The organism is Streptomyces sp. Ac-502, assembly GCF_045222935.1.
Taxonomy (GTDB): domain Bacteria; phylum Actinomycetota; class Actinomycetes; order Streptomycetales; family Streptomycetaceae; genus Streptomyces; species Streptomyces monomycini.
In genome coordinates this window covers 2,662,396-2,683,097 of record NZ_JBHFFO010000001.1, presented here as the reverse complement: position 1 = coordinate 2,683,097, position 20,702 = coordinate 2,662,396, and the positions used below count along the sequence as shown (strand labels likewise).

Genomic DNA, 20,702 nt, shown 5'->3' with positions numbered 1-20,702 from the left:
GCCCACGGTTAGGGTTGTCCCGTGCCCCAGCTTCCTTACAAGGTCCACGAGCTCACGGTCGGCCAGCTCTCCGCGCGTAGCGGCGCGGCGGTCTCCGCCCTGCACTTCTACGAGTCCAAGGGACTGATCAGCAGCACCCGGACCGCGGGCAACCAGCGCCGCTACACCCGCGACGCGCTGCGCCGGGTCGCCTTCGTGCGCGCCGCCCAGCGGGTCGGCATCCCGCTCGCCGTCATCCGCGACGCGCTCGCCGAGCTGCCCGACGAACGCACGCCCAACCGGGACGACTGGGCCCGGCTCTCCGAGGTCTGGCGCGAGGAGCTGGAGGAGCGCATCACCCAGCTCGTCGAGCTGCGCGACCGGCTGACCGACTGCATCGGCTGCGGCTGCCTGTCCCTGCAGAACTGCGCGCTGTCGAACCCGTACGACGAACTCGGCGAGCAGGGCCCGGGTGCGCGGCGGCTGCGGGTGGACCGGGCGGCGGGCCGACCCGGGCGCGCGGTGGCGCGTCCGGGAACGGTGGGGCCGGTGGGACCAGTGGGGCTGGCGGGCGGGAGGGGCGCCGGGGCAGCGGCCGGGAGAGTGGAACGCAAGGCTCCGGTACGGCCGGTGAGGCCGACGCGCGGGACGAGAACCGCTGCGCGCGCCGCTGACGCTCACCACATCCGGGGCCGCCGCACTCGGGGCCGCCGCACCCCGGAGCACCGCACCTCGGGCCCCCGGGCCCCCGCGCCCCGGATCACCACACCCCGGGCTTGCGCCCCGCCCACGGCCGGGCCTCCTCCAACTGCGCGGACAGCGCGACGAGCGTCGCGTCCTCTCCGTACCGCCCGCCGAGCATGACACCGATCGGCAGACCCGCCGCGTTCCAGTGCAGCGGGATGCTCACCGCGGGCTGACCGGTGGCGTTGTACAGCGGGGTGTACGGGGTGAAGGCGCCGACGGCGGCGAACTCGGCCTGCGGGTCAGCGTCGTTGCGCAGCGCGCCGACGCGCGGCGGCGGCTGGGCGACCGTCGGGGTCAGCACCACGTCGAAACCGCCGTCCCGCGGCATCACGTGGTCGGCGATCAGCTGCCCCAGCATCCGGAACGCGTACAGCGCACGCGCGTACTCGACCGCCGGGACCTCCGCGCCGCGCGCCCGCAGGTAGCGGGTCAGCGGCATCAGGTCCGCCTCGTCCTGCGCCGGCACCGGGCGGCCGGCGGCGATCACCGACCAGACGCGGGTGAAGGCGTGCCGGGAGCTGTCGTCGGCGGGCAGCGTCAGCGCGTCGACGTCGTGGCCGAGGTCCGCCAGGAGCGCGGCCGTCTCCGCGACGGCGGCCCGGCAGTCCGGGTGCACCTCGGTACCGGGGAAGGGCGCGTCGGTCAGCCAGCCGATGCGCAGCCGTCCCGGGTCGCGTCCGGCGTACGCGGTGTACGTCTCGCCCGGCGGCAGCGCGAGGGCCGCGTACGGGGCGCCGGGCATCGGGCCGGCCATCGCGTCCAGCAGCGCGGCGGCGTCCGCGACCGTACGGGCGAGCGGTCCCGAGGTGCCCACGCCCGTCACGTCGTGGAGCAGCGGCCCGGAACTGATCAGGCCGCGGCTCGGTTTGATCCCGTACAGCCCGCAGACCGAGGCGGGGATGCGGATGGAGCCGCCGCCGTCGCTGCCGTGCGCCACGGGGGCCAGCCCGCCGGCCACCGCGGCGGCGGCGCCGCCGCTCGAACCGCCCGCCGAACGCTCCAGGTCCCACGGGGTGCGGGCGGGCGGCGCGAGGAGGTTCTCCGTGTAGCAGGGCAGACCGAACTCCGGGGTGTTGGTCTTGCCGAGCAGGATCGTGCCTGCCTGGCGCAGCTTGGTGACCACATGGTCGTCCACCTGCGCCACGTTGCCGGCCAGCGTCCGCGACCCCATCGTGCAGCGCACACCGGCGACCTGGTTCAGGTCCTTGACCGGTACGGGCACGCCGTGCAGCGGTGGCAGCGCCCGGCCCTCGCGGCGTGCGGCGGTGGCCTCGGCCTCCGCGGCCGCCGCCTGCTTGCGCGCGATGTCGGGGGTGCGGGTGAGGAACGCGCCGAGTGCGGCGTCCAGTTTCTCGGCGCGGGCGAGGTAGTGCTCGGTGATCTCGACGGGGGACAGTTCGCCGGTCCGCACCCCCGCGGCCTGCTCCAGAGCGGTCAGGTCGTGCAGTTCTGCCATGGACGTCCGCCTTCGCGTGTGCCGGTGGTCAGGCCGGGACCGGAGGGACTCCGGTCCGGTGGATGTCGTGCGCGATCTCATCCCGTGAAGAGTTGTCTCAGTTTCAGGGCCAGTTCGTAAAGGCCGTATCCGAACGGCAGGCCGACCCACAGCCAGGCCAGGACGAGCAGGGCGGTGCGACGGGCGGTCACGGAGCGTCTTCCTTCGGGGCGGCGGGCGCGGTCGGTGCGGGTTTCGCGGATCGCGGCCCGGCGGACGGCGGTTCGTGGTGCCGGGGATGCACGGGTCGTACCAGCTCGTTGGCGGCGAACCCGACGACGAGCAGACCGATCATGACGAAGAAGGACGTCGTGTAGAGGTCGGAACCGGTGTGCCCGGAGGCGCGGCGCGCGTCGGCGACGGCGTTGACGATCAGCGGCCCCAGGACGCCCGCGGTGGACCAGGCGGTGAGCAGCCGGCCGTGGATCGCCCCCACCTGGTACGTGCCGAACAGGTCCCGCAGATAGGCCGGTACGGTGGCGAACCCGCCGCCGTAGAACGACAGGATGACCGCCGCACACGCGAGGAACAGCGGTGTGGAGGAGTCCCCGGCCAGCGCGATCAGCAGATACATCAGCGCGCCCACGCCCAGGTAGAGGCGGTAGACGTGCTTGCGGCCCGCCAGATCCGAGGTGGCGGACCAGACGATCCGGCCGAGCATGTTGGCGAGCGAGAGCAGCCCGACGAAGCCCGCGGCGGCCGACGCGCTCACCGGCGCGGAGCCGCGGGCGAAGAAGTCGGAGACCATCGGCGCGGCCTTCTCCAGGATGCCGATCCCCGCCGTGACATTCGTGCACAGCACCACCCACAGACACCAGAACTGCGGAGTCCGTACGGCGTTACGGGCCGAGACCTGCGCGGTGGTGACCAGCGGGCGGGGCGCGGGGGCCGCCCGGCCCGCGCCGGGGGCGTCCGGCCCGGCGGGCGGAACCCGTACCAGCAGCACGCCGAGCGTCATGAAGACGGCGTACGCCAGCCCCATGACCAGGAACGTCCGGGCGATGCCGGAGGAGTCCCGGCCCAGGGCGTCCAGCAGCCCGGCGGACCACGGAGAAGCGATCAGGGCGCCGCCCCCGAAGCCCATGATGGCGATGCCGGTGGCCGTGCCGGGCCGGTCGGGGAACCACTTCAGGAGTGTCGAGACGGGAGAGATGTACCCGATGCCCAGGCCGATGCCGCCGATGAAGCCGTAACCGAGGACGACGAGCCAGTACTGCCGGGTGGCCGCGCCGAGCGCCGCCACCAGGAAACCCGAGGAGAAGCAGACGGCCGAGACGGACATCGCCCAGCGCGGGCCGTTGCGCTCGACGAGGGTGCCGCCGAACGCGGCGGACAGCCCCAGCATCACGATGGCCAGCTGGAAGGGCAGCGCGGAGGCCGTGCCGGACAGCCCGAGCGAGGACTCCAAGGGCGGCTTGAACACGCTCCAGGCATAGACCTGGCCGATGGCGAGATGGATGGTCAGCGCCGCGGGCGGCACGAGCCAGCGGCTCCACCCCGGCGGCGCGACGGTACGGGAACGGGCGGGCGCGCGCATGACGCGGAACGTACATCGTTCACCTACCCCGGGGAAGGGCGCCACGGCCACCGCGGGGTGCGTCGCGGCCACCGCGGGGTGCGCCGTTCCCACCAGGAGGTACGCCGCTCCCACCGCAGGGTGCACCGTTCCCACCGGGAGGTGCGCTGTGGTCGTTGAGGGGTGCGCCGTCCCCACCGGGAAGCCGGCCGCCCTCTTCGCCGCGCACGCTGCCACCGCTCCCGGTCGCCGTACCGCGTTCCGACGGTCCCGGCGCCAACTCCCGCAGCGCCGCCCGCACCAGCTCCGCGTTGGAAGCGGCGGGCGACCCGTCCGGCAGCAACAAGGTGTCCTCGACGCCGATCCGGGTGGCCAGGCCCAGCTCCCCGGCGAGCCGCAGCACCGGCCAGGCCCCGCCCTCCTCGCCGTGCAGCAGCACCGGACGGCCGTGCGCACCGTACGCGTCCAGCGCGCGCAGCAGGCCGCGCGCCGTTTTGCGCGCCGAACCGGCACACGGGTCCATGACCTCGGCCAGCACCCGCAGCACCCGCGGCCCCAGCGGCGAGGCCGCGAAGCGCTCCGCGCCGTCCGTACCCGACCAGATGCCCGCCTCGACGCCGACGCCGCGCTCCAGCAGCGCGGCGGCGACCGCCTCGGCCCCCGGCTCGTGCCAGTTCACCGAGGCGTGGTCGGGCAGCACCGGCCAGGCCCGCACACAGGCCACCCGGCGCTCCGGGTCCGGCTCGGCCCACGCGCCGGTGGTGACTCCCACCGGCACGTCCACCACGGCCCGCACCGCCTCCAGCACCGGCGTCAGCACACCGGACGCCAGGGACTCCCGTCCGCACGGCGACCTGGGGTGGACGTGGATGTCCCGGGCGCCGGCCGCGACCGCCTTCCCCGCGGCATCGGCCAGCTCCGCCGGGACCCTCGGCACCACCCCGGAACCGACGGCGTCCCGGGAGCCGTTGAGACATACCTGCACCACCTGCACCATGCCCACGAGCATGACAGCAGGGTCTGACAACGGACGGCGTCGCGCGGCGGGCGCCCCGCGTCCTTCCCCGGCCCGCCCGGTTCAGGCCGCCACGTACAGCCGCCGCACGCGTGAGGACTCCCGCGCCTCCGCCAGCGCCTCACGGGTCAGCACCGAGAGCGGCGCCACGATCCCGCACTCCTGGCAGACCGGCCCGGCCACCGGGAAACGTTCGAGGTCCGTACGCCACACGAAGCGCCGCGTACCGCACACCGGACAGCCGGACCGCGGCGTGCCCGACTCCATCGCCCGGATCATGCTGCGCAGCACCGCGGCCAGCGGCGCCGCCGGATGCCGGTCGGGCGCCTCGCACGGCACGATGTCACAGCCGCCCCAGGTGCGCCGGTGCCAGTCGTCGAGCGCGCTGGGCTGCCGGATGCCGTCGTGCTTCTCGCGGCGCCGACGGGCCGCGAACTCCTTCTCGTACCCGAGCCAGACGGCGCGGGCCTCCTCCAGTTCCTCCAGTGCGGCCATCAGGCGCGCCGGGTCGGGTTCGCGGTCCTCGGTCGCGATGCCCGCCCTGGTGCACAGATGGTGCCAGGTCGCGCGATGCCCGTACGGGGCGAAGCGTTCCAGGCACTTGCGCAAGGCCGTACGCCGCTGCGTGGCGACGAGACGGGGGTTGCGCACCTGTTCTGCGAGAGCTCTGAAACCGGCCAATTCATCCCACCTCCGTGGGGAGGACCCGACTGGACAGGGAATGGACGTAGCGGACCGCCCGCCGGATCCATCGAACTGTCTTGCGGATACGTGGTGGCGACACTCGCGCCGCACCGGAAGCGCCACTCGCTCCCGATGCCCCCGCGGCGCTCGGCGCGCCTCGTGTGCATCATCCACCGTACATCTGTGGGGATTTGAGAAAGTTAAGGTCGTCCGCCTTCCGGCCGCGGCGCGCTACCGGCAGCCCGTACGAGAGATGCGCCGGTGACTGCTGGTACCCACACCACGGCCGGTCGATCCGTCCCGCGGCCGACTTGGCTTCTTCCGGTCCGATACGGTCCAGTACGGACCGGAGCCGCTCGCTACCGGGCGGAAACGGACGGCGGGGTACGTGACCGGAACCGACCGGACCGTTCCGCTGACGGCACCACTGATGGCAGCACGAACGGTTCCGCGCACGGCACCACGAACGGCTCCCCCTCCCGCCCTCCGGCCCTCCCGCCTACTTCTACTTCGTCACCACCCGCCCGGCGGTGAGAACCACGTGCGCCAGTTCCCCGTGGCAGACGTCGCTGTGCGCGCCGACGGGCGGCGAACCGTCGCGCACCACCGAGGACGCGTCGATGCTCACGCATCCCTCACCGGGCACCGCGGCGCCCAGCCGCAGCCGCCGGGCGCCGTCCACGGCCTGGATGCCGTCGTGGCCGACCGCGCCCCACCGGTCGAACAGCCCCTGGAAGCTCGCTGAGTCGCCGGAGAGCCGGGAGGCCAGCGGGTACAGCATGCTCAGCGCCGAGTCGTGCCGGGAGTAGCAGGCCACCACCGGGCCGTCCACCCGCTGCTGCACCCCCTGCAGCGCCCCGCCGCGGTCCGGGTCGTGCGGCAGCCGGGCGGCGAACGCGTAGTGGGAGAAGGCCCCTTGCAGCAGGGTCATGGACTTCACCCCGGTCACGCCGGGCGGCATGCCGCGCAGCCCGTACGCCACCAGGCGGGCACCGAAACTGTGCCCGATCAGATGGATCCGGATACCCGGCGCGCCCTTGACCAGCTTGCCGAGCGCCGGGCCCAGCCCCAGCTGGCCCACCACGCCCGCGCGCCGCTTCATGGCGTAGTAGGCCGTCTGCCGCAGGAACTCCTTGGCCCCGTTCCACAGCCGCTTCAGCCCGTCACCGAACAGCTCCTGGTGGCCGCACTTCTCCAGCGCCGCCGTGAAGATCTCGCACACCGCCATCGGGTCGTCGGTGAGCATCGCGGGCGTGCCGGCTCCCGTGTCCTCGGCCAGCCGCTGCGCCGGGCTGTTCTCGCGCACCGTCACCAGTTCGCGTCCGAGGCGCGCGAACTCGTCGAAGGCGGAGCGGGCCGCCGGCTGCTCGGCGAGCAGCTCCTGGAGGCGCCGCAACGTCAGCTCCCGGCCGGGGAAGACGCGCGCCAGCGCGCGCAGTGACGCGTCGTCCAGCAGCGGCGGCCCGGCCGTACCGGGAGATTCGGCGGCTGCGGACGGTCCCGGCGCCACCGCCGGGTCGAAGTCCGGAATCGGCTCGTCCGTGAAGCGCATCGCGGGCCAGATCACGCCCGTGTAGCCGAGCCGTACCCCGTTCCCCGCCATACCGGGGAACGGGCCGAAGAAGCGCCCGTACAGGCGCGTGGCCATCGACCGGTCGTTGTTCCAGCCGTGCGCGAACACCAGCAGGTCGGTGACGCGCTGCTGCGCCACCCCGGCCACCAGCCGGTCCCGCTGCCCGGCGTCCGGATCGCCGTCGGCGTCGAACGTCAGCTCCCAGTACGGCTGTACGCCGATGTTCCCGGCCGCCGCTGCGCCGGAACCGCTCGCTGCATCCGTCATGACGACCCCCTGAGCGGCGCGCCGGGCCACGCTGCCGGGCCGGAGTTCGCGAAGCCGCGCCGCGGTGTGCAGCGCATCGTCCTGCGGGCGGGCGGATCCGGCCATACGCCACGCATGGCCCGTTCGCGGCAGTCGGCGCCCGGCGCGGGCCGCGCCCCCTCAGCCCAGCTCCCGCTCCCGCGTCTCCGGCAGCGCCAGCACGCACACCAGCGACACCACCGCCATCGCCGTCACGTACCACCCCACCGAAGCCGACCCGAAGGCCGCCTGCAGCCGGGTCGCGACCAGCGGCGAGACCGCGCCGCCCAGCACCCCGCCCAGGTTGTACGCCAGTGAGGCGCCCGAATACCGCACGGTCGTACCGAACAGCTCCGGCAGGTACGCGCCCATCGGCCCGTACACCACACCCATGCAGAACAGCGCGCCGCCGATCGCCGCCGCGATCAGCACCGGCTGCCCGGTGTCCAGCAGCGGAAAGAGGATCAGCCCCCAGACCGCCGAGAGCACCGTCCCGATGAGGACCAGCTTGCGCCGCCCGGCGCCGTCCGAGCGGGTGGCGGCGAGCCAGGTGCCGGCCGCCAGGAAGAGGCAGGCGACGAGGGAGAGGCCGAGCATGGTGTTGCGGGAGACGCCGAGCGTGCCGGTGGCGTACGCCAGGCAGTACGTCGTCGCCGTGTAGAACAGCCCGTACGCGATGATCATGCCGCCCGCGCCGAGCAGCAGCTCGCGCGGATGCCGGCGCACGACGTCCAGCACGGGCGCCCGGCTGGCCTCGTGCGCGTCCATCACCTTCGCGAACACCGGCGTCTCGCTGATCTTCAGCCTTACGAACAGCCCCACCCCGACCAGCAGGAACGACAACAGGAACGGCACCCGCCAGCCCCACGACCGGAACGCGCCGTCGTCCAGCACCGCCGACAGCAACCAGAACACCCCGGTCGCCGCGAAGAACCCGACCGAGGGCCCGACCTGCGGGAACGCCGCGTACAGCCCGCGCCGCTGCTTCGGCGCGTGCTCCACGGCCAGCAGCGCGGCCCCGCCCCACTCACCGCCGAGCCCGATCCCCTGGAGGAACCGCAGCAGGATCAGCAGCAACGGCGCCCATGTTCCGAGCGTCCCGTACCCCGGCAGCAGCCCGACCAACGCCGTCGACAGCCCCATCAGCAGCAACGAGGCCACCAGCACCGACTTCCGCCCCACCCGGTCCCCGAAGTGCCCGAACACCACCGACCCGATCGGCCGCGCCGCGAACGCCACCGCGTAGGTGGAGAACGACGCGAGGGTGGCGTTGACCGGGTCGAGCGTCGGAAAGAACGCCTGGTTGAGGACGAGCGCGGCGGCCGTCCCGTAGATGTAGAAGTCGTAGAACTCGATGGCCGTCCCGATGAACGAGGCCACGGCCACCCGCCGGAGACTCTCCGGGCTGGTGGCAGCCCCGGACGCCGCGGCGCCCTCGCTCGGGGGCGTGTCCACCACGTCCGGATTCCCGTCCGCCGGAACGGCTGCTGATGTCGCGTCACTGTGCACGAGGCGCACTGTCACGCGGGTTGGCGGGGCAGTCAATAGGTGGGATGGACTGTCTTGATGTGTGAGACGAGGGGGAGGTGATGTGGGGCTTCCCCCGGCCCTTCACCCCGCCACCGCCTCCACGATCGAAAGCGTCGACTCCGTGGGCAGCGTGCGGGCCGGTGCGAAGCCGGCGGTGGTGAGCAGGTGGTGGAAGGCGGGTTCGTCGCGTTCGCGGCCGTTGAGGGAGGTCATCATCAGGACGTCCATGGTCTTGCCGGGATGGGCGGCGTTGCCCTGGGGGAGGACCGCGTCGACGATCAGGAGGCGGCTGCCGGGGCGGGTCATGGCGGTGCGGCAGGTGCGCAGGATGCGGAGGCAGTCGTCGTCGTGCCAGTCGTGGAGGATGCGCTTGAGGAGGTAGACGTCGGCGCCGGGCGGGACGGCGGTGAAGAAGTCGCCGGTGTGGGTCTGCCAGCGGCCGGTGAGCTCGGGGCGGTCCAAGGTGTGGTGGCGGAGGACGGCTTCCTGGTCGTGGAGGATGCCGGTCAGGCCCGGGTTGCGGAGCAGGACCTGGCGCAGCAGGCCGCCGCGTCCGCCGCCGATGTCCACGACCGTGCCGGTGGCGGGGAAGTCGTAGGCGGCGGCGACCGGGTCGTTCTCGCTCTCGGCGAGGCCGGCCATGCCGGTGTCGAAGACGGTGCCCGCTTCCGGTACGCGTTCCAGGTGGCCGAAGTACGGTGCGCCGAATATCTCCTCGAAGACGGTGCGGCCGGCCCGGACGGTGTCCGCGAGCTGTCCGGCCGGGCGCCAGAACGGCTCGTCGGTGAGCATGATGACGGCGTCCCGCATGGAGGACGGGGCGTCGGAGCGGAGGGATTCGGCCGCGGGGGTGAGGTGGAAGGTGCCGTCGGGGCCCTCGCGGAACACGTCGCGGGTGGCGAGGAGGCGCAGCGCGCGGCGCAGGTGGGCGGCGTCGGTTCCGGTGGCGGTGGCGAGTTCCCCGGCGGTGCGGGGGCCGTCGGCGAGGTGGTCGGCGACGCCGAGGAGGGCCGCGGCCCGCAGTGCGGCGGAGTGGAGGTAGGCCAGGGCGTGTTCGGTGAGCTGGACGGCGGGGGAGTGCGGCGTGGTGGCCATCGGGGCGCGGTCCTTCCACGAGCGGCGGTCGGGGATTCCGGGGTTTCCACCATGGCGGTACGTCACGGGCGTCACCAGGGCAGATTGCGTCGCCCGTGTCTCTGAGGGCGTCACCGGTAGCGGAGATACCCGCGGCGCACCCGCCGGAAGCGTGCCAGGCCGTCCTGCCAGGCCGCGGCCACCTCGGCCACGCCCGCGCCCGCGTCGATCATCGTGCGTACGCGGGGGTGCCGGTGAGCTTGTCGATCCAGTGGTCCGGGCGCCAGGCGAAGCCGGGCCAGACGCGTCGGGCGGTGATCAGGAGGGCGATGCCGGTACGGACCGGGTCGAAGGCTTCGCGGTCGTGGACGTGGAGCTGGACGCCGCCGATGGTCCTGCCCTGGAACTTGGAGAAGGTGGGGGCGAAGTACGCCTCCCGGAAGTGGACGCCGGGGAGGCCGGTGTCGGTGGCCAGCTGGGTGACGGCGGCGGCCCAGCGGCGGTCGATGCCGTCGGCGCCGAGCAGTTCGAAGGGGCGGGTGGTGCCGCGGCCCTCGGAGAGGTTGGTGCCTTCGAAGAGGCAGGTGCCCGCGTAGACGAGGGCGGTGTCGGGGGTGGGCATGTTGGGGCTGGGCGGGACCCAGGGCAGGCCCGTGGCGTCGAAGAAGTGCGGGCGGCGCCAGCCTGTCATGAGGACGGTTTCCAGGTCGGCCGGGCGGCCCGCGGCGCGGGGCAGGAACTCGGCGTTGAACAGGAGGGCGAGTTCGGCCACGGTCATGCCGTGGGCGAGGGCGATCGGTTCGCGGCCGACTCCGGACGCCAGGGCGGGGTCCAGTACGGGGCCCGTCGCGGCGCGGCCGGTCACCGGGTTGGGGCGGTCGAGGACGACGAGACGTTTGTCCGCGAGGACGGCGGCGACCATGCAGTCGTACAGCGTCCAGATGTAGGTGTAGAAGCGCGCGCCGACATCCTGGATGTCGAAGACGACCGTGTCCACGCCGGACCGCGTGAAGACGTCGGCCAGCGCGCGGCCGCTCTTGCCGTACGTGTCGTGGACCGGCAGCCCGGTCGCCGGGTCCTTGTAGCTGCCCTCCGAGCCGCCGGCCTGGGCCGTGCCGCGGAAGCCGTGCTCGGGGCCGAAGACGGCGGTCAGGTTCACCCGCTCGTCTGCGTGCATCACGTCCACGATGTGGCGTACGTCCGGGGTGACGCCGGTGGGGTTGGTGACGACGCCGACCCGGCGGCCGGACAGGAGGGTGTAGCCGTCGGCGGCGAGGCGGTCGAAGCCGGTACGGGTGCGGGGGCGGGGATGGTGGGAGCCGTACGCCGCGGCCCCTGTCGGTCCGGCCCCTGTCGGTCCGGCTCCGGTCGCTCCGGTGCCCGTGGAGCCGTGTGCCGTGTCCGCCGCCCTCGCCTCGCCCGTCATCGCCGTCGCGCCCGTCACGCTCGTGACCGCCGTCGCGGCCAGCAGATTCCGTCTGGACAGGGTCATGCGTCCACCTCCGCCGTCGGAGCGGTCTCGTGAGCCGTCTCGTGAGCTGAGTCGTGAGCCGTGTCGTGCGCACGCTAATGCCCGGAAGCCCGCGGGGGAACGCGCCGGACGGCGTGCCGCGCGCGGCTGCCGCGTCCGGCCCACGGTGCGCCGGTGCCCGTCCGCCGCGGGTCCGCGCCCTTCCGCTCCGGCATACCGACTGGTTAGTCTGCCTGGCAGTCGAGTCAGGGGCCGACCGAGGGAGACCGCAGGTGGAAGCCGTACGGGACAAGACAGTCGTGGTGACCGGGGCGGGCGGTGGCATCGGGGCCGCGCTGGCCCGCCGCTTCGCAGCCGAGGGCGCGCGGGTGGCGGTCAACGACCTGGACGCGGCGAAGGCGGAGCGGACCGCCCGGGAACTCGGCGCCGTCGCGGTCCCCGGGGACGCCTCCGACGTCGTACCGGCGGCCCGGGCGGCGCTCGGCGGGACCGTCGACATCTTCTGCGCCAACGCCGGGGTCGGCACCGGCGGCGGACCCGAGGCGCCGGACGCCGACTGGGAACTGGCCTGGGACGTCAACGTCATGGCGCACGTACGGGCCGCCCGCGCGCTGCTGCCCGAGTGGCTGGAGCGCGGCACGGGCCGGTTCGTGTCCACCGTGTCGGCGGCGGGCCTGCTCACCATGGTCGGCGCGGCCCCGTACAGCGTCACCAAGCACGGCGCGTACGCCTTCGCGGAGTGGCTGTCGCTGACGTACCGGCACCGGGGGATAGCGGTGCACGCCATCTGTCCGCAGGGGGTGCGCACCGACATGCTCGCGGGCACCGGCGCGGCCGGGGACCTGGTGCTGACGCCGACGGCGATCGAGCCGGCCGCCGTCGCCGACGCGCTCTTCGCGGCCATGGCGGAGGAACGGTTCCTGGTGCTGCCGCATCCGGAGGTCGGCGAGTACTACACCGTGCGGGCGGCCGACACCGAGCGGTGGCTGGGCGGGATGAACCACCTCCAGCGAAAGCTGGAGCAGGCCGGGAGCCGTACGCCGGAAGCCGAGGTGACGCCCCGATGACCACCCACGAGGACGGGACCCCGATGGCCACCCACGAGGACAAGGCCCGGACGACCGCCTCCGAGGACAGGCTCCCGATGTCCACCTACGAGGACAAGCCCTGGCTGGCGCAGCTCACCGACGCCCAGCGCGCTCCCGTCGACCCGCACCCCTCCGCCCTGCACGCCTTCCGGGACGCCGTCCGCCGCGCCCCGGACCGCACGGCCCTCGCCTACTTCGACGGGCGGCTGTCGTACGCCGAGGCCGACGCGCTCAGTGACGGCGTGGCCGGGCACCTGGCGGCCCGTGGCTTCCGGCCCGGTGACCGTGCCGCGATCATGCTCCAGAACACGCCGCACTTCGTGCTCGCGCTGCTCGGCGTCTGGAAGGCGGGCGGCATCGTCGTCCCCGTCAACCCCATGTACAAGTCGGCCGAGATGACGCACGTCCTCACCGACGCCGAGGTCACCGCGCTGATCTGCGCCGACCGCACCTGGGACGCCTTCCTCCGCGCGACCGCCGCCGCGGCCCTCTCCGTACGGATCGCCCTGACCGCCTGCGAACTGGACCTCCAGACGCGCGACGACGCGCGCGTGCTGCGCGGCGAGCGGCTCGGGCCGCGCGAGGGCGCCGACGACCTGCTGGCCGCGGCCCGCGCGTACGAGGGCAAGCCGCCCGGCGTGACGCTGCCGGACACCACGGACACCGCCCTCATCAGCTACACCTCCGGCACCAGCGGCACCCCCAAGGGCGCCACCAACACCCACGGCAACATCGCCTACAACGCCGAGCGGCAGCGCACCGGCCTGGCGCTGCCCGACGGCGCGACGTACTTCGCGCTGGCGCCGCTGTTCCACATCACCGGCATGGTCTGCGAACTGGCCGCCTGCCTCGCCAACGCCGGAACCCTCGCCCTCGCCTACCGCTTCGAGCCCGGCGTCGTCCTCGACGCCTTCCTGGAGCACCGGCCCGCCTACACCGTCGGCCCGTCCACCGCCTACATGGCGCTGGCGGCACAGCCCGGCGTCACCCGCGAGCACTTCGCGTCGTTCTCCTCGCTCTCCTCGGGCGGCGCGCCGCTGCCGCCCGCGCTGGTGGAGAAGTTCCGGGCGGCCTTCGGCCCGTATCTGCACAACGGCTACGGGCTGACCGAGTGCACCGCGCCGTGCGCCAGCGTCCCGCCCGGCCGCGAGGCGCCCGTGGACCCGTCCTCCGGGACGCTCGCCGTCGGCGTGCCGGGCCCCGACACGGTCGTACGGATCATCGACGGCCAGGGGCGGGCCGTGCCGTTCGGCGAGCAGGGCGAGATCGCGGTGCGCGGCCCCCAGGTGGTACCCGGCTACTGGCGCCGCCCGGACGCCACCGCCGAGACCCTGCCGGACGGTGAACTGCGCACCGGCGACATCGGCTTCATGGATGCGGACGGCTGGCTGTACGTCGTCGACCGCAAGAAGGACATGATCAACGCGTCCGGGTTCAAGGTGTGGCCGCGGGAGGTCGAGGACGTGCTGTACGGCCATCCCGCGGTGCGCGAGGCGGCGGTGGTCGGCGTGCCGGACGCCTACCGGGGCGAGTCGGTGAAAGCGTATGTGAGCCTGCGGCCGGGGCAGCGGGCCGAGCCCGCCGAGCTGGCCGGTTACTGCCGGGAGCGGCTGGCCGCGTACAAGTGTCCGCGGCAGGTGGAGATCCTGCCCGAGCTGCCGAAGACCACCAGTGGCAAGATCCTCAGGCGGGAACTGCGCGGGCGTGGCTGATCACTGCCCGCCGCCCGCGGCAGGCGGCAGGCAGCGATACGACGCACGCAACGTATGAAGTACGCAACGCATGACGCACGAGATGCACGAGATGCACGAGGGACAGGTGAGGGCGATGGCCGGCACGAAGGACGGCGGGAGCGGTAAACCCGTGGCGCAGCGGCTGCTGGCCACCGCCACCCGGCTCTTCGCCGAGCGGGGCTACGACCGCACCTCCGTACAGGAGATCGTCGAGGCCGCCGGCGTGACCAAGGGCGCCCTTTACCACTACTTCGGCTCCAAGGACGACCTGCTGCACGAGGTGTACGGGCGGGTGCTGCGGCTCCAGCAGGAGCGGCTGGACCGCTTCGCCTGCGCCGACGCGCCGGTGGAGCAGCGGCTGCGGGACGCGGCGGCGGACGTGGTGGTCACCACCATCGAGAACCTCGACGACACGAAGATCTTCTTCCGCTCGATGCACCATCTGGCGCCCGAGAAGGACAAGCAGGTACGGGCCGAGCGGCGGCGCTACCACGAGCGGTTCCGCGCGCTGGTCGAAGAGGGCCAGCGCGCCGGGGTGTTCAGCAGCGCCACCCCGGCCGACCTGGTCGTGGACTACCACTTCGGGTCGGTGCACCACCTCGGCACCTGGTACCGCGAGGACGGCCCGCTCGCCCCGCAGCAGGTCGCCGACCACCTCGCGGACCTGCTGTTGCGGGCCCTGCGGCCGTGAGAGGGATGTCGGGCGGGGGCCAGGGAGTCCTCAGGCCCCGCCGATCCGCTTCTCGAACCAGTGATGGGCGTACGGCTCGTCGTTGAACGCCCCGACCTCTGCGAAGCCGTACGAGCGGTACAGGGCGATCGCGTCGCCGAGCACCTTGTTGGTGTCCAGGCGGAGGACGCCGCGGCCGTGCTCGACGGCCCGCGCCTCCAGGCCGGCCAGCAGCCGGCGGCCGAGGCCGAGCCGCCGGGCGTGCGGGGCCACCCACATGCGTTTGATCTCGGCGGAGCCGTCCGGCAGCTTCAGGCCCGCGCAGGCGACGGGCTCGCCGTGCAGCCGGGCCACCAGGAACAGGCCCTTGGGCGCGCGCAGTTCGCCCGCGTCGGGCAGCAGGCTCCGGGTGGGGTCGAAGCCCGTCTCGAACCGTTCCCGCATCTCGGTGAAGTAGGACCGCAGGCAGTGCCGGGCGTCCGGGTGGTCCGGGTCGACGACGTCCAGCGTCACCGTCGTGGCGGTCAGCAGCCGGTCGACCTCGGCCATGGCGGCCACCAGCCGGGCGCGCTGGGCGTCGTTGAGCGGTGCCAGCAGGGAACCGGCCAGCTCGTCGCTGCGGCCGTCGAGCACGGCGTGCTCCGCGCGGCCCGCCTCGGTGAGCCGGACGGTGCGTACCCGCCGGTCCTCGGGCTGCGGTTCCACCGTCACCAGGCCGTCGGCCTCCAGGGAGCGCAGCAGCCGGCTCAGGTAACCGGAGTCGAGCCCCAGGCGCTCGCGCAGCCACCGTACGTCCTGCCCCTGCCCGCCGATCTCCCAGAGCAGCCGGGCCTCGCCGATGGGCCGGTCGAGGCCGAGGTAGTGGTCGTGGAGCACGCCCACGCGCTCGGTGACCGTGCGGTTGAACCGCCGTACCTGGCTGAGCTGTCCCGCGTCCATTCCCTGACCTTAGTCAGGGAAAACGGGGCGGGGCAAGAGCAGGGGAAGGGGCAGGGGCAGGGGCAGGGGCAGAGCGGGGGCACGGGCACGGGGCCGTACGCCGCCGTGTCACCTGTAGCGCTTCAGCTCCCGGCGCGCCAGCGACCGCTGGTGCACCTCGTCCGGGCCGTCCGCGAGCCGCAGTGTCCGGGCCGCCGCCCACAGCTCCGCCAGCGGGAAGTCCTGGCTGACGCCGCCCGCGCCGTGCAGCTGCACCGCCTGGTCGAGGATGTCCACGACCGTACGCGGCGTGGCGATCTTGATGGCCTGGATCTCCGTGTGCGCGCCCTTGTTGCCGACGGTGTCCATCAGCCACGCGGTCTTCAGCACCAGCAGCCGCAGCTGTTCGACGGCCACCCGCGCGTCCGCGATCCACCCCTGCACGACGCCCTGCTGCGCCAGCGGCTTGCCGAACGCCTCACGGGACACCGCGCGGCGGCACATCAGCTCGATGGCGCGCTCGGCCATCCCGATCAGCCGCATGCAGTGGTGGATGCGGCCGGGGCCGAGGCGGGCCTGGGCGATGGCGAAGCCGCCGCCCTCCTCGCCGATCAGGTTCGCGGCCGGCACGCGCACGTCATGGAAGACCACCTCGGCGTGGCCGCCGTGGTAGTGGTCCTCGTAGCCGTACACCTGCATGGCGCGGCGGACTTCGAGGCCGGGGGTGTCGCGCGGGACCAGCACCATCGACTGCTGGCGGCGCGGGTCGGCGCCGTCCGGGTCGGTCTTGCCCATCACGATGAAGATCTGGCACAGCGGGTTCATCGCGCCGGAGATGTACCACTTGCGGCCATTGATGACGTAGCTCTCGCCGTCCCCGTCGATGCGGGTCTCGATGTTCGTGGCGTCCGAGGAGGCCACGTCCGGCTCGGTCATCGCGAACGCCGACCGGATTTCGCCCGCCAGCAGCGGCCGCAGCCACTGCTTCTTCTGCTCCTCGGAGCCGAACTGCGCCAGCACCTCCATGTTGCCGGTGTCCGGTGCCGCGCAGTTCAGCGCGGTCGGCGCCAGTTGCGGGCTACGGCCGGTGATCTCGGCCAGTGGCGCGTACTGGAGGTTCGTCAGCCCGGCGCCGTACTCCTCGTCCGGCAGGAACAGGTTCCACAGGCCCTGCTTGCGCGCCTCGGCCTTGAGCTCCTCCACCACCGCCGGGGTGTCCCACGGCGAGGCGAGGGCCGCCCGCTGCTCGTCGGCGACCGCCTCGGCCGGGTACACGTGCTCGTCCATGAAGGCCAGCAGCCTGCCCCGCAGCTCTTCGGTGCGGGCGTCGAATGCGAAGTCCATCAGCGTGCCTCAGCCTTCCTTGGCGGTCGTCAGGGTGTGGAGGGTGGCCAGGCCGCGGTCGATGAAGACCGGCACCAGCTCGCCGATCCGGTCGAAGCCCGCGCCGACGGTCTGCCCGAGGGTGAAGCGGTAGTGGATGCCTTCGAGGATCACGGCGAGCTTGAAGTACGCGAACGCCGTGTACCAGGCGATGCCGGACACGTCCCGGCCGGACCCGGCCGCGTACCGCTCGATCAGCTCGGCCGCCTCCGGATGGCCGGGCGCGCCGCGCGTCGTGGCGATCGGGGAGCCGGGCACGTCCTCCTGCTCGCTGTACATCACCAGCAGTCCGAGATCGGTCAGCGGGTCGCCAAGGGTGGACATCTCCCAGTCCAGTACGGCCGTGATCCGGTCGTCGGCGCCGACCAGCACGTTGTCCAGCCGGTAGTCACCGTGCACGACGGCGGCCGCGGGGGAGGCGGGCAGCGCCGCGCCCAGCGCCTCGTGCAGCGCGTCGATGCCCGGCAGCTCGCGGTTCTTCGACGCCGCCAGCTGCTTGCCCCAGCGGCGCAACTGCCGCTCCAGGAAGCCGTCCGGCCGGCCGAAGTCCGCCAGGCCGACCGCCGCCGGGTCCACGGCGTGCAGCGCCACCAGCGTGTCGACGAGGGACAGCACCACACCGCGGGTCCGCTCCGGGCCCAGCCCGGCGAGCTGTTCCGCCGTGCGGTACGGCACGCCCTCGACCAGCTCCATCACGTAGAACGGCGCCCCGAGGACCTCCTCGTCCTCGCACAGCAGCAGCGCCTCGGGCACCGGCACCGCCGTCGCGTGCAGCGCGCTGATCACCCGGAACTCGCGCCGCATGTCGTGCGCGGTGGCCAGGACGTGACCGAGCGGCGGGCGGCGGACGACCCACTGGCCGGTGCCGTCGGTGACCCGGTAGGTGAGGTTGGACCGGCCGCCCTCGATCAGCTCGGCATCCAGCGGGCCCCGTACCGCGCCGGGCAGTTCCCGGTCCAGGTGGGCCCGCAGCCGCTCCAAGTCCAGACCCGGGGGTGCGGAACGCGGGGGAGGGGTGCCGTTGCTCATCGTGCTCCTCCGTACGGAAGGGACGGCCGCTCCGGACGGACGGCCGGTACGATCATGCCGACTAGTCGGTATGGCGTCCAGAGGGCGAGTATGGGGTGTGGGTCACCTGGCCGGAAAGGGCTGGTCGGCCCTCGGAGGAAGATCGCCCTCGGAAGAATGGCCCTCAAGGACGACGGCCCTCAGAGGAGGACGCCCTCAGAGGAGGATCGCCGCCCCCAGCACCGCCAGTGCACAGACGCTGCCGGCCAGGGCCAGTGCCGTACGGGTGGACAGGACCGGCGGCCGGCCCGCGCACATCGCCCGCATTCGCAGGTGCGCCGCCGCCAGGAACGCGACCCACACCAGCAGTACCAGCGCCCCCGCGACGACCACCACGGGCCCGGGGCCGTGCTGCTGCACCACCTGCCGCCCCGCGAGGATCGCGACCAGCGTGCAGGACAGGGTGGTGCGCCGCCAGGCGAGGCGGGTGCGTTCTGGCTGGAGCCCGGGGTCGCGGGCCGGGCGCGGCTGCTCCCGTGGCAAGGAACCGGCCATCGGTCAGCGCGTCCAGCCGATGACGACGAGGACGACCATCGCGGCCGCCAGCAGGCCGACCGCGACCGCCAGTACGGCCGGGAAGCGGGACGCGGGCAGGTCCTCGCCGCGGCGCATCGCCCGCTCGCAGCGCACCCAGTGGTTGACCGCCCGCACCGCGCACAGCGCGCCGCCCACCAGCAGGACCACCGTGAACGTCACCCGCAGCACGTCGTGCAGCCGGGGCAGGAACTGGTCCACCGCGAAGCCGCCGCCCACCAGGGCCAGCCCGGTCCGCAGCCAGGCCAGGAAGGTCCGTTCGTTGGCGAGGGAGAAGCGGTAGTCGGGCGTCGTGCCCTCCTCGCGGACGCGCGCCGGCATGAACCACAGCCGTACGCCCGCGCCGATCGACCGCAGTCTGTCGGTGAGGATCATGGCCAGAACCCTACGTGGTGACCGTCGGGCGGGCCCGTGCCCGGGCCGTCCGGCGGCCGCCCTCCCCGCGCCGGCCGCCGGGGCTGCCGTTCCCGTGCGGTCACCGGCGCTACCGCTTCCGCTCGGCCCGCCGTTCCAGCAGCCGCTGCCAGGCGGACATGCCGTCCGGCGTCCACTCCCACTCCGGCAGACGCCGCGTCAGCTCCTCCTCGGTGAGGAAGGCGTGCCAGTCCACCTCGGACTCCTGCGGCTTCACGGGCAGCGTGCAGCGCACCTCGTAGACCGTCGACCACCAGGTGTGCTCGGGCGTCTCGTACAGGAACTTGAACAGCGGGACCGGCCGCGGCAGACCGGTCACGCCCAGTTCCTCCTCCGCCTCGCGCAGCGCGGTCCCGTCGTACGTCTCGCCCGCGCCGACCACGCCGCCGACGAACATGTCGTAGTGCGCGGGGAAGACCAGCTTCCGCGCGGTGCGGCGGTGCACGAAGATCCGGTCCTCGGCGTCGCGGGCGAGGACGAACGCGCAGCGCGTCCGCAGCCGATGGGCGTAGGCGTCGCCCCGCCGGGCCTGTCCCACGACCTCGTCGCTCTCGCTGACGACGTCGACGATCTCGTCCGCGCTCAGTTGCTGTTGTCCGTCCATGACTCCATGCAATCAGCCCGCCGGCGCCGGTGTGGCACGGGCCCCGCGGCGCGTGTCACCGCCGCCCGCGTCACGCTCGCCGCATAGCGCCTCCTGCGTCCCGCCCTCCCCGCGTCACGCCTCCTGTGTCACTGCCCCATGACGTAGCGCACGGTCGGGCCGGAGGTCCAGCCGCCGTCCACCGCCAGTTCGGCCCCGGTGACGTAGGACGCCGCGTCGGACAGCAGGAAGACCACCGCCCCCGCGATCTCCTCGGCCTCGCCGACCCGCCCCATCGGCGTGTTGGGGTACTTGCCCTCGCCCGTCTCGATGCCGGCCTGGGCGGTCATGGGGGTGTGGGTCATGCCGGGGTGTACCGAGTTCACCCGGATCCGCGCCGTGCCCAGCTCGACCGCGCCGATCTTCGTCAGGCCGCGCACGCCCCACTTGGAGGCGCCGTAACCGCCGGTCAGGGCCAGGCCCATGAGGCCCGCCGCCGAGGAGATGTTCACGATCGACCCGGCGCCGCGCTCGCGCATCGCCGGAATCACCGTCTTCATGCCGATGAAGACGCCGGTGAGATTCACGTCCAGGACCTTGCGGAAGAAGTCGACGGAGATCGAGTCCAGCGGCTGGCCGGTGGCTATGCCCGCGTTGTTGACCAGGCCGTCGATGCCGCCGAACGTCTCGGCCGTGAAGTCCGCCGCCCGCTGCCAGTCGTCCTCCGACGTCACGTCGTGCGCGAGGAACCGGGCGCGCTCGCCGAGCCGTTCGGCCGTGGCCCGGCCCTCGTCCTCCAGGATGTCGGTGAGGACGACGTGGGCGCCGGCCGCGACCGCCTGCTCGGCGGCGGCCGCGCCCAGACCGCGCGCGCCGCCGGTGACGATGATGTTCTTGCCGTGCAGGTCGGGCATGGCCGGCTCCTTGCTTCGGGGGTGGGGT

Annotated in this window: 16 protein-coding genes and 3 pseudogenes; 4 read left to right on the top strand and 15 right to left on the bottom strand. The window is 73.4% G+C overall.

The window, feature by feature from the left end:
- Nucleotides 1-21 precede the first annotated feature (21 nt).
- A pseudogene (gene soxR / locus ACEXOX_RS12115) lies at nt 22-537 on the top strand (redox-sensitive transcriptional activator SoxR); the annotation flags it as partial.
- A 202-nt stretch (nt 538-739) separates the two neighbouring features.
- Here soxR and ACEXOX_RS12110 read toward each other — a convergent pair.
- The 8 genes and pseudogenes from ACEXOX_RS12110 to ACEXOX_RS12075 form a co-directional block, all read right to left on the bottom strand.
- On the bottom strand, nt 740-2,182 hold the full coding sequence (locus ACEXOX_RS12110) for an amidase (RefSeq protein ID WP_406520465.1): 1,443 nt from the start codon (nt 2,180-2,182) through the stop codon (nt 740-742).
- Between the two features lie 187 nt (nt 2,183-2,369).
- On the bottom strand, nt 2,370-3,758 hold the full coding sequence (locus ACEXOX_RS12105; protein ID WP_406520463.1) for an OFA family MFS transporter: 1,389 nt from the start codon (nt 3,756-3,758) through the stop codon (nt 2,370-2,372).
- Between the two features lie 253 nt (nt 3,759-4,011).
- Nucleotides 4,012-4,725, bottom strand: a pseudogene (locus ACEXOX_RS12100) (3-keto-5-aminohexanoate cleavage protein); the annotation flags it as partial.
- Between the two features lie 90 nt (nt 4,726-4,815).
- Entirely contained in the window at nt 4,816-5,433 is a 618-nt protein-coding gene (locus ACEXOX_RS12095; protein ID WP_030023818.1) for a hypothetical protein, read from the bottom strand.
- Between the two features lie 508 nt (nt 5,434-5,941).
- On the bottom strand, nt 5,942-7,276 hold the full coding sequence (locus ACEXOX_RS12090; RefSeq protein ID WP_406520461.1) for a serine-threonine protein kinase: 1,335 nt from the start codon (nt 7,274-7,276) through the stop codon (nt 5,942-5,944).
- A 159-nt stretch (nt 7,277-7,435) separates the two neighbouring features.
- A complete protein-coding gene (locus ACEXOX_RS12085) occupies nt 7,436-8,749 on the bottom strand; it encodes an MFS transporter (protein ID WP_406526312.1) in 1,314 nt (437 codons plus the stop codon).
- 156 nt (nt 8,750-8,905) lie between these two features.
- Entirely contained in the window at nt 8,906-9,919 is a 1,014-nt protein-coding gene (locus tag ACEXOX_RS12080; RefSeq protein ID WP_406520459.1) for a methyltransferase, read from the bottom strand.
- A gap of 110 nt (nt 9,920-10,029) precedes the next feature.
- Nucleotides 10,030-11,390, bottom strand: a pseudogene (locus ACEXOX_RS12075) (exo-beta-N-acetylmuramidase NamZ domain-containing protein).
- Nucleotides 11,391-11,641: 251 nt separating this feature from the next.
- On the opposite strand from ACEXOX_RS12075, the gene ACEXOX_RS12070 reads away from it, so the two are divergent.
- The 3 genes from ACEXOX_RS12070 to ACEXOX_RS12060 all read left to right on the top strand — a co-directional run bounded on the left by ACEXOX_RS12070 (nt 11,642) and on the right by ACEXOX_RS12060 (nt 14,881).
- A complete protein-coding gene (locus tag ACEXOX_RS12070) occupies nt 11,642-12,436 on the top strand; it encodes an SDR family oxidoreductase (protein ID WP_030021410.1) in 795 nt (264 codons plus the stop codon).
- A gap of 77 nt (nt 12,437-12,513) precedes the next feature.
- Complete coding sequence (locus ACEXOX_RS12065) at nt 12,514-14,169, top strand: class I adenylate-forming enzyme family protein (protein WP_406526311.1); 1,656 nt, start codon at nt 12,514-12,516, stop codon at nt 14,167-14,169.
- 82 nt (nt 14,170-14,251) lie between these two features.
- A complete protein-coding gene (locus ACEXOX_RS12060; protein WP_406526310.1) occupies nt 14,252-14,881 on the top strand; it encodes a TetR/AcrR family transcriptional regulator in 630 nt (209 codons plus the stop codon).
- 30 nt (nt 14,882-14,911) lie between these two features.
- On the opposite strand, the gene ACEXOX_RS12055 is transcribed toward ACEXOX_RS12060, so the two are convergent.
- The 7 genes from ACEXOX_RS12055 to ACEXOX_RS12025 all read right to left on the bottom strand — a co-directional run bounded on the left by ACEXOX_RS12055 (nt 14,912) and on the right by ACEXOX_RS12025 (nt 20,674).
- Nucleotides 14,912-15,799, bottom strand: coding sequence for a GNAT family N-acetyltransferase (locus ACEXOX_RS12055; RefSeq protein ID WP_406520458.1), 888 nt, complete (start codon nt 15,797-15,799; stop codon nt 14,912-14,914).
- Between the two features lie 108 nt (nt 15,800-15,907).
- Nucleotides 15,908-17,122, bottom strand: coding sequence for an acyl-CoA dehydrogenase family protein (locus ACEXOX_RS12050; protein ID WP_406520456.1), 1,215 nt, complete (start codon nt 17,120-17,122; stop codon nt 15,908-15,910).
- 9 nt (nt 17,123-17,131) lie between these two features.
- The gene (locus ACEXOX_RS12045) at nt 17,132-18,190 is read right to left on the bottom strand and encodes a phosphotransferase family protein (RefSeq protein WP_406520454.1); all 1,059 of its coding nucleotides are present in this window, start codon (nt 18,188-18,190) and stop codon (nt 17,132-17,134) included.
- 195 nt (nt 18,191-18,385) lie between these two features.
- The gene (locus ACEXOX_RS12040; protein ID WP_406520453.1) at nt 18,386-18,724 is read right to left on the bottom strand and encodes a DUF202 domain-containing protein; all 339 of its coding nucleotides are present in this window, start codon (nt 18,722-18,724) and stop codon (nt 18,386-18,388) included.
- Nucleotides 18,725-18,727: 3 nt separating this feature from the next.
- Entirely contained in the window at nt 18,728-19,138 is a 411-nt protein-coding gene (locus ACEXOX_RS12035) for a YidH family protein (RefSeq protein ID WP_406520452.1), read from the bottom strand.
- 109 nt (nt 19,139-19,247) lie between these two features.
- Complete coding sequence (locus tag ACEXOX_RS12030; protein WP_406520450.1) at nt 19,248-19,781, bottom strand: NUDIX hydrolase; 534 nt, start codon at nt 19,779-19,781, stop codon at nt 19,248-19,250.
- 128 nt (nt 19,782-19,909) lie between these two features.
- Nucleotides 19,910-20,674 (bottom strand): glucose 1-dehydrogenase, encoded by a 765-nt coding sequence (locus ACEXOX_RS12025; RefSeq protein ID WP_030021419.1) that lies wholly within the window; start codon nt 20,672-20,674, stop codon nt 19,910-19,912.
- Nucleotides 20,675-20,702 lie beyond the last annotated feature (28 nt).